Source organism: Shewanella sediminis HAW-EB3 (assembly GCF_000018025.1).
Lineage (GTDB): Bacteria > Pseudomonadota > Gammaproteobacteria > Enterobacterales > Shewanellaceae > Shewanella > Shewanella sediminis.
Map to the genome: position 1 here is coordinate 1,499,045 of NC_009831.1, position 13,033 is coordinate 1,512,077.

Genomic DNA, 13,033 nt, shown 5'->3' on the forward strand with positions numbered 1-13,033 from the left:
ATTATCGATAACACTGCTGCGATTTGGGCGGAATCAATTTTCGCAGCAGTGACTCATCGTTTTTTGGTTAACTCACCTTTCCATGGCAATGTTTGAACTTCTCCCCTGAACCACAGTGACATGGGCTGTTTCTGCTCATTGATTTCGCCGGTTTTTTTCTATTTATTTCAGAGCTGCGTTTGGCTGAGGATACTATAGCGGGCTCAGCCACTGTGGAGGGAGCCGACTGGGCAAGTTCAGTGCTCATCGAAGGGGCGATAATGAGATGGACTAATACCTTCATGGCCGAGGTTTGCTCATTGACCCTAACCGTTTTTTCAAAAACAGATGCTTGCTCTAAAGTGCGTTGCCTTAATTGATGATAGAAGGGCCAACCTTCTTTTTTTGCTTCAAATTGCGACCATAACTCTTGCCAGTCTAAGCTGAAGTCTTTAATTATCCTGATGAACTCTTGTGCTAAATCAGCTTTATTGAGCGAAAATGCCATGACTTGAGAGTGTAGTTCATTCGTTAGATTTTCAATTTCACTCGGTGACATGATGACCGGGAAGTTGAATTTTTCAGTTTTCAATGGTGTGGGGCGATCATTAGAGTATGCCAGGAAATGGCTGGGATTATGAGGAGCCGCCACCGAAGGTGAAGTTGTGGAGCGGTCTCTAATCATAGACCAGAAGCGACTCGAACCAATAATATCAATGACCAGATGTACCCTAAAGCAGTCACTGTTATTGATGACCTTATGATGTTTCCATGAGTCGAAAATCCAACAATCTCCGGCAGCCATATGGACCTGTTTTTCGCCACAATGAAAAATGACGCTCTCTTCGGTGACGATGGGAATATGGATCCTGACTCGTTTATGCCAGTGGTAATTGATATCACAATGCAGTGGAACTTCACTGCCGGGTGCTAACCGCATTAACCTCGAGCGACCGACCACTTCGCCAAAGGAGGCAATGGCCTGCTGAATATATGAGCAGCGCGTTAATGCTGGGGTCTGACTCATCTCACCTTTGAACTCATTATTAAACCCGCCGCCCACCGATATTAATGGGATCGCAGAGTTGCCTTCGAAATGTTCATGGTGAGGAGCCCAATCGCTTTCATCGAATTGTAGAACCTCTCTCTTTAACCGTTCAACATCGAAGGTTAAAGGTAGTTTGTAAAACTCATTTTCCAACTGCATTCAGGGCATCCTCATTGGTGATGACTTATTATTATCTGTTTTTCGATTTGATATTACCGGGTCAGTATTTTTGAAGCACTACTATCTGGCCAGTGCTATCGGGCTAGGCCGTGACAATGTTTGAAGCGCTTCTGTGAACCACATGGGCAGGGGGCGTTTCTGGATATACCTGAAAATGAGACACCGGCAGTACTCTTTGGTGAGACCGAAGGTGCCAGATTATCCTGCAACTCTCTGTCCAGATGAGTGAGGCCGAATTTAGTTAACCGGCTATTCATTTTGTCGATGCAAGATAGCAGGCCAGGCCATATGCTTTTTATCGCATCGTAGTTCTGCAGCCACTTGTTTACTGCCGGAGCGGAAACGGTATATCTGGAGTGGGGGAGGGCGTCGCCACAGATCTTTTTTAACTCATCATCGAATGGGATTTGGCAGAACTCGGTCAAGGATGAGATGGTTTCATAGGGGGAGCCGACGAGATCTCTGTAAGAGAGCATATGCCACTTTTCATCGGGTAGCTTGGACAGGGAGTTCATAATCGATTCATTGGCTTGCAGCCATTGAAATGCGGCAACATTTTCCAGCGGTAGTCCTTTTAGTGCTCGCCAATTTTTTGGCAGCAGGAGTGACCAATCCCCACCAAAGCCCGGGAGCATAGGGTAGGTACGGAATCGGCCCGATCTCCATGCCTGCATTATGCTGCTGATATTTTCTTTAGGCTCTCTGATCAGGTAGATAAAGATGGCGTCGGGGAAAACCTTATTGAGAAAGTCGATTCTGAGGCTGTTTTTTGGCGTCTTTTCAAGAAACCTGACAGGCCCATCAGCCTCTCGATATGGCTTGTCATCTGCGTTTCGTAACTGTGCTTTAAACCCCTGACGCAGAGATTGATGTAACTCGTTATTCCAGTCGCTCTCGTCTAAGGCGTTAGAATCGAAGTTTCGCGAAGTGATATTAAGTTCTCTATGACCCTCTATAATTGCGTGACTCTCTCCTCCTATAGTCCACAGTGAGCGGCTCTTAGAAAGAATTTCGAACAGTAGGGTGCTGCCTGAGCGCGGGGCCGACAAGATTATGATAGGACGGTCAAAACAGTGATTATTCAAGATGAAACACCTTTGAAATGAAATGGGCCCGCCACATAGGCTCTGGCATGATTATTTAACTTGATGATTTAACCCAAACGGGCTTATGCAGAAGCAGTTTACTTTAATCGTATTACAGGAAAAAACAACCAGGCATTAACCTTCTGGATGAAAGTGTTTAACAAGTGGCGGCTCGTCGGCGTCACTGCATTGCATCACTTAAGGTCATCACTGAATTTCATCAAGACCAGCTCCTTTCCCTGACCTCGATACTTTGAAAAAAGCTGCAAAATATCATTAGGTACATCGTCTGTCGGCATAAACTGGTGCTGTCGATAAAAGCCGACCAGAGAGGGAAGTGAGAAGAGAAACGTTCTGTTGTTTTCAAATATGTATGCCAGAGATGTCATGATTTGGTGAGCTAAACCTTGTTCTCTATAGTACGGATGCACAAGCATGCCGGTGAGAAGCGTGAAACTGCCAATCGGTCTTAGCCTGACAGCTGCAATAACCTGCCGCTCATCGACATCTTTTCGGGCATATAAAACACCTACTCTCTCTTTTTTACTCAGTCGGGCATAGGGTAAAAAACGCTTATAGAAAATATATGCATCGCGCCTGTTGTCAGTGTCTAACCAGCAAAGTTTCAATGTGGGTCCTTAAGGTTAATTTCCTCACCATGAAGATTACCAGAGATCTGGCAAAAGCTTAATGGAGTCAGATCTCCGTGAGCGAAACTCATCATTCAAATTGTACTAACACTCTGTATCCTGTGTTGCAGATTTTAGTCTGTATTTAACTTTGGGTAAGTGTTTGGTTTTGCCTTTGTTGCTTGCAATGAGTTGTTACAAGATTTTCGCCAAAACCCTCTTCTCATTTGCGCTGCTTTACACAGCTTTACCCTACAAAGCCTGATTTTTCTTTAAAATAGTGGCAACTAATTTAATCAGCAATAAAAGAATTACCCGATGAAAAAAAGTCTGATCTTGCTCCCTATTATTTTGTTGTTCGCCGTTATTGCTTCATTCAGCAGTTTCACTCAGGCCAAGAAGCCCGGGGATAAATCTACCCGCGCCCCCAGAGTGGTTCCAGTGGTCACTGGCGTAGTCGAGCAACATATGCTTTCTCAAAAAATTGCACTGATAGGAAAGCTGGAGGCGGACAGGTCGGTATTTATCGCTCCCGAGGTGGCAGGCAAGATTAAAGCCATTAAGGTCACGGCTAATCAGGAGATAACGGCTGGGCAACTGCTGATCCAGCTCGAAGATGCTAAGCCTCAGGCCAGTGTTGCAGAGGCTAAGGCATACCTCTTCGATGAAAAGCGTAAGCTAAAAGAGTTTCAGAAACTGATAAGCCAAAGTGCAATCACTCAAACGGAAATTGATGCGCAGAAGGCCAGTGTCGATATTGCAAAGGCAAGGCTCGCCGCTGCACAAGCCGAGCTCGATTTTCATTATATTAAAGCGCCGTTTTCCGGAACCGCGGGTTTACTCGATTTCAGCTTAGGGAAGATGGTTACCGCCGGCAGTGAGCTGTTGTCGCTCGATGACCTGTCATCCATGAGACTCGACCTTCAGGTTGCGGAAAATTACCTCTCTATGTTAAGTGTAGGTATGACAGTAACGGCGACGAACCGTGCCTGGCCCGGTGAAGTCTTTACCGGTGAGTTAGTGGCTATCGATCCGCGTATCAATCAGGAAACATTGAACCTAAAAGTTAGGGTTAGCTTTGGAAATCAAAGCCACAACAAAGGTCATAAGCTCATGCCTGGCATGTTGATGTCGGCCAGTCTGGGTTTCCCTGCTGTATCTGAACCCGTTATCCCGGTTCAGGCCATCGAGTATTCCGGCACTAAGCGCTTCGTGTATGTTGTCGGCGCGGATAAGCTTGCCAAACGCACCCAAGTGACACTCGGTGCCAGAATTCAGGATGAAGTCCTCATTACCGAAGGCGTAGATGTGGGAGAGCGTATCGTTGTTCAGGGACTGGTCAATATGCGTGATGGCCTTAAGGTCAACGATCTCACCGAGCAACTGGCTTCAGCCGACAATGAGTTAATTGAGCGCGCAGGAGACAGAGGTTAATGTTAATTTCGGATATCTCGGTTAAGCGTCCCGTTGTCGCAATTGTTTTAAGCCTGCTCCTTTGTGTGTTCGGCGCCGTATCGTTTTCAAAATTAGCCGTACGTGAAATGCCCGACGTTGAAAACCCGGTCGTCACGGTCATGACGACTTATGAAGGGGCTTCGGCGACCATCATGGAGAGTCAGATCACCACGGCACTCGAAGATGAACTTACCGGTATCAGTGGTATCGATGAGATCACCTCAGTGACCCGAAACGGCATGTCGCGTATCACCATCACCTTCGATCTGGACTGGGATCTTACCGAAGGTGTGAGTGACGTTCGTGATGCGGTAGCCCGCGCTCAACGTCGCCTGCCCGATGAGGCGAACGACCCCATTGTTTCTAAGGATAATGGCTCCGGAGAGCCTTCGGTTTATATCAACCTAAGCTCCTCTGTGATGGACAGAACCCAGCTCACCGATTATGCACAACGGGTATTGGAAGACAGATTTAGTCTGATCACAGGTGTCAGCTCTGTGAGTATCTCAGGTGGGCTATATAAGGTGATGTACGTTCAGTTAAAACCTGAGCTTATGGCGGGACGTAATGTAACCACTGCCGATATTATCGCAAGCCTGAAAAAAGAGAATGTGGAAACGCCGGGTGGTGAGGTTCGTAATGACACGACTGTGATGACGGTGAGAACCGCACGCCTCTATTATCACCCCGAAGACTTTGACTATTTAGTCGTACGTACGGCCAGTGATGGCACCCCCGTTTATCTTAAAGATGTGGCCTCGGTATTTATCGGAGCTGAAAATGAAAATTCGACCTTTAAGAGTGATGGCGTACCTAACTTGAGTCTGGGGATTATCGCCCAGTCCGATGCCAACCCTTTGGAGGTGGCAAAAGCCGCTCATAAAGAGGTTGAGCGGATCCAGCAGTTCCTGCCAAAGGGGACTCAATTGGTGGTCGATTATGACTCGACGGTATTTATCGACCGTTCAATCACCGAAGTCTACAACACGCTGTTTATCACCGGCGGCTTGGTGGTATTGGTCCTCTATATCTTTATCGGCCAGGCGCGTGCGACGCTTATTCCCGCGGTAACGGTGCCGGTTTCATTGATCTCCGCTTTTATCGCGGCAAACTTCTTCGGCTTTTCCATTAACCTGTTGACCCTGATGGCCTTGATTCTCTCTATCGGCTTGGTGGTCGATGATGCGATTGTGGTGGTGGAGAATATTTTCCATCATATCGAGAGAGGCGAAGAGCCACTGCTGGCCGCATACAAGGGCACCCGTGAAGTAGGTTTCGCCGTCGTTGCGACCACTGCGGTATTGGTGATGGTGTTTCTTCCAATCTCGTTTATGGAGGGGATGGTGGGACGCCTCTTTACCGAGTTTTCGGTCATGTTAGCCATGTCGGTGATCTTCTCATCGATAGTAGCGCTTACACTGACGCCGGTGCTGGGGAGCAAGATCCTTAAGGCCAACGTCAAACCTAATCGTTTCAACCTGTGGATCGAAGGGATCTTTAGTCAGCTTGAACGTATTTATCGGGTGTTAGTGGCCAAGGCGGTGCGTTTTCGCTTTGTCGCCCCGGTGGTAATTGTGCTCTGTATTATCGGCAGTGGTTTGTTGATGCAGAGTGTGCCTTCTCAGTTAGCACCACAGGAGGACAGGGGAGTTATCTTCGCCTTCGTTAAGGGGGCTGAGGGCACCAGTTATAACCGTATGACCGCCAATATGGATATCGTCGAGCAGAGGCTTATGCCCCTGCTAGGAAAGGGGGTGATTAAGTCATTCAGCGTGCAGGCCCCCGCCTTCGGTGGACGAGCGGGCGATCAGACTGGCTTTGTGATCATGCAGCTCGAAGACTGGGAAGAGAGAGACATTAATGCCCAGCAGGCATTGGGAGTCGTATCTAAGGCACTTGAGGGGATCCCCGATGTGATGGTGCGCCCTATGTTGCCGGGCTTCAGGGGACAATCCAGCGAGCCGGTGCAATTTGTGATTGGCGGCTCCGACTATAAAGAGCTGTTTAAGTGGGCCGAAATTCTGCAAGAGGAGGCGATACACAGCCCTATGCTGGAAGGTGCCGATCTCGACTATGCCGAAACCACACCAGAGCTGGTGGTCAGTGTCGATAGAGAGCGTGCGGCCGAGCTTGGGATCAGTGTCTCGGAGGTATCGGAGACCTTAGAGGTGATGCTGGGAGGGCGCAGTGAAACCACCTTCGTTGAGCGTGGCGAGGAGTACGATGTCTACCTCAGAGGCGATGAGAACAGTTTCAATAGCATGGCGGATCTCAGCCAGATCTATATGCGTTCGGCTAAGGGGGAGTTAATCACCTTAGACTCGATAACGCATATCGAAGAGGTAGCCTCGGCCCATAAGCTCAGCCACACTAACAAGCAGAAATCTATCACCCTGAAAGCTAACCTGGGCGAAGGCTATACTTTAGGTGAGGCGCTGGACTTCCTCGATGCGACGGCAATAGAGATTTTACCCAGCGACATTTCGGTCAGCTATACCGGTGAATCGAAAGACTTTAAAGAGAATCAGAGCAGTGTGCTGATGGTGTTTGGCTTGGCCTTGCTGGTGGCATATTTAGTGTTAGCGGCGCAGTTCGAGAGCTTTATTAACCCTATGGTAGTGATGTTTACCGTGCCTATGGGGGTATTCGGTGGATTCCTTGGGTTATTCCTAACCGGTCAGGGGCTAAATATCTACAGTCAGATAGGCATGATCATGCTGATCGGTATGGTCACCAAGAATGGCATCTTGATTGTCGAGTTTGCCAATCAGCTCAGAGACAGAGGCATAGAGTTGGATCAGGCGATTATCGACGCATCGGCCCGAAGGTTACGTCCTATTTTGATGACGGCATTTACCACCTTAATTGGCGCAGTACCTTTGATTATGTCAACCGGCGCAGGTTCGGAGAGTCGCATCGCCGTGGGTACCGTGGTCTTCTTCGGCATGGCATTTGCGACTTTTGTGACCCTGCTGGTTATCCCGGCCATGTACCGACTGATATCGGGTGCAACTCACTCACCGGGATTCGTCGAAGATAAGCTTAACAGTGCGCTGGATGCTCAGAGATTAGCCGAGATTAAATAAGTTAGTTTCTAGTTTCTAGTTTCTAGTAACTTAAAAGAAAACCTCAGTAATCATTTCTCTTTCTAGTTGAAAGTGTATAAGAGGTTATTGAGGTTTTTCTTTTTGGCAGATATTGATATTAAAGCAAGTTATTGAGTGATAACGTACGTATCATCTTGGCTGATAATGGACTGATTGAGATGGATTTTGAACGTGCTAAAACCTACCTGCTGTCAAAGCCCCAGACCGAACTCGATTTCCCATTCGGGGAGGGGGTTTATGTCTTTAAGGTCAAAGGCAAGATGTTTGCGACTCTCTCTATCGGTAAGGTGGGTAAAGAAGCTGAGGCTAAGGCTAAGGCTGATCCTGAGACAAGGCCTGTTTCAGAGCAGCAGAGCTGGTGGATGAACCTGAAATGCGATCCCGATGAGGCGGCGATACTCAGAGATATCTTCCCTTCGGTGATCCCCGGCTATCATATGAACAAGGCATTATGGAATACCGTCATTCTCGATGGCTCGATCCCACAAGGTGAAATCGAGCGCATGATAGATAATTCTTTTCTCTTGGTTGTGGCTAAGATGACCCAAAAAGCGCAGGCCTCTGTCCTGATTCACCTGTAGCTGCTGCTGGGTTATAACGCGATGCGACTCCCGTTATACAGGCCACGGGTCAAGGTATTGTCCTCCATCAGCAATAGCTCACCGGAAAGCCCCTCTTTGATACTGCTGTCGACCGCTATGACTTTGTTGTTATACAGCCCCAGTACACGCTCTTGTGAGGTGTGACCGACGACGATATGTTTGACATCGAAGTAGCTCAGTATCTTGTCCAGCTCTGCCTCATCATAACCCGGCTTGAAGTAGCCCCTGTACCAGGTCGGCCCGTTACCGAAGAAGAGAAAGTTGAGCAGATCGTCCTGCTTCAGCTCAGGCTTAGATCTATCGATATTTTTGCGGTAAAGGTCGTTGGCGACATCTAATGTCAGTCCTCTGTCGAGCCACTCGCCACTGATCCCGCCGTGTAAGAACAGGGTGTCGTTGATTTTGACCAGTGTATGTTTCGCGCGCAGCCATTGGCCTATCTCACTGCTCTTGTCGTAAAGCTCATCGTAACTTCTCTCAAGCAGCTTAGCAGCCACTTGGTAACGTTCATGTACGTAACGAAGATCGCCGCGCATCACCATCTGCTCATGGTTCCCCATCAAGAGGTGAAGCTTTCCGCCTGCCTCGATGGCCTGTTGGTCTAACTGATACATAAACCAGAGTACTTCATTGACTTGATGGCCTCGGTCAAACATATCTCCCGTCATCACCATATGGCCATCTCCGAAGGCCCAATTGTTGTCTTTATCGATAATGTTCTGGTTTCTCAGCAGGGTGATCAATATATCGTATTGCCCATGGACATCACTGAGTGCCACGACTTTTTTGATATCGGAGTAGGTATTGGTAGAGACATCAAAGGCCTTCGGGTTCAGTGTAGGCTGCGGTAGCGCCCCACAGTTATCGGGACTCACGAGCCGTAAACCTTGAACTTGGGTGGTGCGTAGCTTGTCTGAGCAGATCCAGTAAGCGGTTCTGGGCGCGCCCCTATCTGTTTGCTCAAACAGATAGGGGCCATCGGTCACAGGTAAAGTTTCTATGGCCGGTGTGGTAGCAGTTGTAGAGGCTATGGTTAATTGAGTGAAAGCCAGCAAGGCGAGTGAAGGTAAGGCGATGAACTTTTTCAATGAGGGCTCTCTATATTTTAGTTATTATTAGTTATTTTACTTTTTTTATTCTAGAACTGTTGAATGCCACTCTCGGGTGGACTGATGATATTAACATTCTTGTTAAAACCTGTCTCAGATTGAAACGCATAAAAACTGACCTGTTTAAAGCAGAGATAACGAAGAGTTATACCCATCCCTGGTAAATCTCCATAAATGTTCCAGACATAAAAAAGCGAAAACCTAGGTTTTCGCTTTTTTTAAGGACTCAACTTTTAAATGCTCAACCTCAGTTACGAGTATCGAGCGATTACTAACTCGGGTCTATTTGTTCATTCGCTTGTACTTAAGGCGATGAGGCTCGACGACATCGGTACCGTAGGTATCTTTCAACCAGGTTGAGTACTCGGTGTAGTTACCTTCATAGAAGCTGACCTTTCCCTCATCCCGATAATCAAGAATATGAGTCGCGATGCGGTCGAGGAACCAACGGTCATGGGAGATGACCATGGCACAGCCAGGGAACTCAAGCAGGGCTTCTTCCAGTGCTCGCAAGGTTTCAACGTCTAAGTCGTTGGTTGGCTCATCGAGGAGTAAGACGTTACCGCCGGCTTGCAGCAGCTTAGCCAGATGAACACGGTTACGTTCACCACCGGATAGAGTGCCGATGATCTTCTGCTGATCGCCACCACGGAAGTTGAAACGGCCAACATAGGCACGACTCGGGATCTCTGTGTTATTGATGCGCATGATGTCCTGGCCTTCGGAGATCTCTTGCCATACCGTGTTCTTGTCATTCATCGAATCACGGAACTGCTCGACAGAGGCAAGCTGTACGCTTTCACCCACTTCGACCGAGCCGCTATCGGGTTGCTCTGCACCGGATATCATCTTAAACAGCGTCGATTTACCTGCGCCGTTTGCGCCGATAATGCCCACGATAGCGCCTTTAGGAACCGAGAAGCTCAGGTCGTCGATGAGTACACGATCGCCGTAAGACTTGGTTAGGTTTTTAACCTCGATCACCTTGTCACCCAAGCGTGGCCCTGGTGGAATAAACAGCTCGTTGGTTTCATTACGCTTCTGGTAATCGTTGGTATTAAGCTCTTCGAAACGAGCCATACGTGCCTTACCCTTAGATTGACGACCCTTAGCACCCTGTCGTACCCATTCAAGCTCTTTGGCAATGGTTTTCTGACGAGCACTCTGGGTTGCCGACTCCTGTTGAAGTCGGGCGTCTTTCTGTTCAAGCCATGAAGAGTAATTGCCTTCCCACGGTATGCCTTCACCGCGGTCGAGTTCTAAGATCCAACCGGCTGCATTATCCAGGAAATATCTATCGTGGGTAATGGCCACAACTGTGCCGGTATAATCCTGCAGGAATCGCTCAAGCCATGCGACAGACTCAGCATCTAAGTGGTTGGTAGGTTCATCGAGAAGCAACATATCAGGCTTCTCTAGCAGCAAGCGACAGATGGCGACACGGCGACGTTCACCACCCGACAGTACTTCGATTTTTTCATCCCAATCGGGAAGACGCAGTGCGTTAGCCGCGCGTTCGAGTACGTTGTCGAGGTTATGGGCATCTTGCGAGTGAATAATGGCTTCCAGTTGTCCCTGCTCTTTAGCAAGTGCGTCGAAGTCTGCATCGGGCTCAGCATATAGCGCGTAAACCTCATCGAGTCGGGTGAGGGCATTTTTAGCTTCAGAAACCGCCTCTTCGATCGCTTCACGAACCGTTTGAGTCGGATCGAGTTTAGGTTCTTGGGGCAGGTAACCGATTTTAAGATCTTGCATCGGGCGTGCTTCACCTTCAATCTCGGTATCCAGACCCGCCATGATGCGAAGCAGGGTTGATTTACCCGAGCCGTTCAGACCGAGTACACCGATCTTAGCTCCTGGGAAGAAGCTTAATGAGATATCTTTTAGGATCTGCTTCTTGGGGGGAACAATCTTGCCCACTCTAAGCATGCTATAAACAAACTGAGCCATATTTATCATCTTATCTGATAGAAGAATTGGGCTAATTCTACTCGAATCGAGAGTGAACTTATACCAATTGGTATTTAATCTGATATTCATAGATCGAACCGTCATCGATATTTTTACCACTCATCATTGCCTGGTGTGATGTCAATCAACCCGAGCCGATAAAATGGAGCGTTCGATGATTGTTCTCCGGTTTGAGAGAGTATTGGGCCGTAAGTACCCAAAAAAACACCTTTGGGCTGGGTTGACGGAGTTAATCTAGAGTTAAACTAAGGTTGAAAATGAAAAAGTGTTTTCTTGAATTGTCTTCAAGCCAATGAGTTTCCTTCGAAAACTCGAATAAAACAGAGAAAACAGTCACTCAATGGGCAAATTGTTGCCGTTCTGTCAGTTTGTGAGCACTGCTCACAACGAATAGCAAGGAATTTCATGTTCTAAATGCTGGGATTGTGATCAATTGCGCTGTAGAATACCGCGCAACCCTACTATAAGAATTTACAGCTGGAGTGATTTTAATGCTGAAAAAAGATATGAATATCGCGGACTTTGATCCACAACTGTTTCAAGCGATTGCAGATGAAACTCGTCGTCAGGAAGAGCACATCGAACTTATCGCTTCAGAAAACTACACCAGTCCACGTGTTCTGGAAGCTCAAGGTTCTCAGCTAACCAATAAATACGCCGAAGGTTATCCGGGTAAGCGTTATTACGGTGGTTGTGAGCACGTAGACATTGCAGAAGAACTCGCAATTTCTCGCGCCAAAGAGCTATTTGGTGCTACCTATGCCAACGTACAGCCTCACTCAGGTTCTCAGGCTAACTCAGCTGTATTTATGGCACTGCTTCAAGGTGGCGATACGGTATTGGGTATGAGCTTAGCTCACGGTGGTCACTTAACTCATGGTTCACATGTGAGTTTTTCTGGCAAGCTATATAATGCCGTTCAGTACGGGATCGATGAGGCGACAGGCAAGATTGATTACGCCGAAGTTGAGCGTCTTGCCGTTGAGCACAAGCCTAAGATGATCATCGCAGGTTTCAGTGCTTACTCAGGTATCATCGACTGGGGCAAGTTCCGTGAAATCGCCGACAAAGTAGGGGCTTACCTGTTTGTTGATATGGCTCACGTTGCAGGCCTGGTTGCTGCCGGCATCTACCCGAATCCACTCCCGCACGCTCACGTTGTAACGACGACAACTCACAAGACGCTTGCCGGTCCCCGTGGTGGTTTGATCCTATCTGCTTGCGATGATGAAGCTATTTATAAAAAGCTGAACTCAGCCGTTTTCCCTGGTGGTCAGGGCGGTCCTTTGATGCACGTTATCGCTGCTAAAGCGGTTGCGTTTAAAGAAGCACTCGAGCCGGAGTTTACTGCTTATCAGGAGCAGGTCGTTGTGAACGCGAAGGCTATGGCTAAGACGTTTATCGAGCGTGGCTATGATGTCGTTTCTGGTGGTACAGACAACCATCTGTTTTTACTTGATTTGATAAGCAAAGATATCACAGGTAAAGACGCCGATGCTGCCTTAGGACTTGCTAATATCACGGTTAATAAGAACTCAGTTCCCAATGATCCGCGTTCTCCGTTTGTGACTTCGGGTCTTCGTATCGGCTCTCCGGCAATAACTCGTCGTGGCTTCAAAGAGGAGCAGTCGGTTGAGTTGACTAATTGGATGTGTGATGTACTTGATGACATCACAGATCAAGGCACGATTGAGCGTGTTAAGAATCAGGTGCTTGAATTGTGCGCCAGGTTCCCTGTTTACGGTTAACCTTGTAGGTTAAATCAGGTAAACTTCAATGGCCGCTATTTAGCGGCCATTTTTGTGTCAGGAGATCCGTATCATCAGTGATCTCTACTCCTGACCGCCGAGTAGAGTAAATCCTCTAAA

9 protein-coding genes are annotated in these 13,033 nt (G+C 47.9%); 4 read left to right on the plus strand and 5 right to left on the minus strand.

Going from position 1 to position 13,033, the window contains the following annotated elements; translation table 11 throughout:
* Positions 1-67: 67 nt before the first annotated feature.
* The 3 genes from SSED_RS06490 to SSED_RS06500 all read right to left on the minus strand — a co-directional run bounded on the left by SSED_RS06490 (position 68) and on the right by SSED_RS06500 (position 2,921).
* On the minus strand, positions 68-1,186 hold the full coding sequence (locus SSED_RS06490) for an aspartyl/asparaginyl beta-hydroxylase domain-containing protein (RefSeq protein ID WP_012141610.1): 1,119 nt from the start codon (positions 1,184-1,186) through the stop codon (positions 68-70).
* Between the two features lie 95 nt (positions 1,187-1,281).
* Positions 1,282-2,292: a sulfotransferase family protein gene (locus SSED_RS06495; protein WP_012141611.1), complete on the minus strand. Its 1,011-nt coding sequence runs from the start codon at positions 2,290-2,292 to the stop codon at positions 1,282-1,284.
* Positions 2,293-2,486: 194 nt separating this feature from the next.
* Entirely contained in the window at positions 2,487-2,921 is a 435-nt protein-coding gene (locus SSED_RS06500) for a GNAT family N-acetyltransferase (RefSeq protein WP_012141612.1), read from the minus strand.
* Positions 2,922-3,239: 318 nt separating this feature from the next.
* Here SSED_RS06500 and SSED_RS06505 point away from each other — a divergent pair, with 318 nt between their 5' ends.
* From SSED_RS06505 to SSED_RS06515, 3 genes are all read left to right on the plus strand, one after another.
* A complete protein-coding gene (locus SSED_RS06505) occupies positions 3,240-4,355 on the plus strand; it encodes an efflux RND transporter periplasmic adaptor subunit (RefSeq protein ID WP_012141613.1) in 1,116 nt (371 codons plus the stop codon).
* The gene (locus SSED_RS06510; RefSeq protein ID WP_012141614.1) at positions 4,355-7,462 is read left to right on the plus strand and encodes a multidrug efflux RND transporter permease subunit; all 3,108 of its coding nucleotides are present in this window, start codon (positions 4,355-4,357) and stop codon (positions 7,460-7,462) included. Before SSED_RS06505 ends, SSED_RS06510 begins: the two co-directional genes overlap by 1 nt.
* Positions 7,463-7,641: 179 nt before the next feature.
* A complete protein-coding gene (locus tag SSED_RS06515; protein WP_041422009.1) occupies positions 7,642-8,064 on the plus strand; it encodes an MmcQ/YjbR family DNA-binding protein in 423 nt (140 codons plus the stop codon).
* A gap of 11 nt (positions 8,065-8,075) precedes the next feature.
* Here SSED_RS06515 and SSED_RS06520 read toward each other — a convergent pair whose 3' ends face one another.
* Together SSED_RS06520 and ettA are read right to left on the minus strand one after the other, a co-directional pair.
* Complete coding sequence (locus SSED_RS06520) at positions 8,076-9,173, minus strand: metallophosphoesterase (protein ID WP_012141616.1); 1,098 nt, start codon at positions 9,171-9,173, stop codon at positions 8,076-8,078.
* 303 nt (positions 9,174-9,476) lie between these two features.
* Positions 9,477-11,144, minus strand: a complete 1,668-nt coding sequence (gene ettA / locus SSED_RS06525) for an energy-dependent translational throttle protein EttA (RefSeq protein ID WP_012141617.1) — start codon at positions 11,142-11,144, stop codon at positions 9,477-9,479.
* 512 nt (positions 11,145-11,656) lie between these two features.
* Here ettA and glyA point away from each other — a divergent pair.
* Entirely contained in the window at positions 11,657-12,913 is a 1,257-nt protein-coding gene (gene glyA, locus SSED_RS06530; protein ID WP_012141618.1) for a serine hydroxymethyltransferase, read from the plus strand.
* The last annotated feature ends 120 nt before the right edge of the window (positions 12,914-13,033 follow it).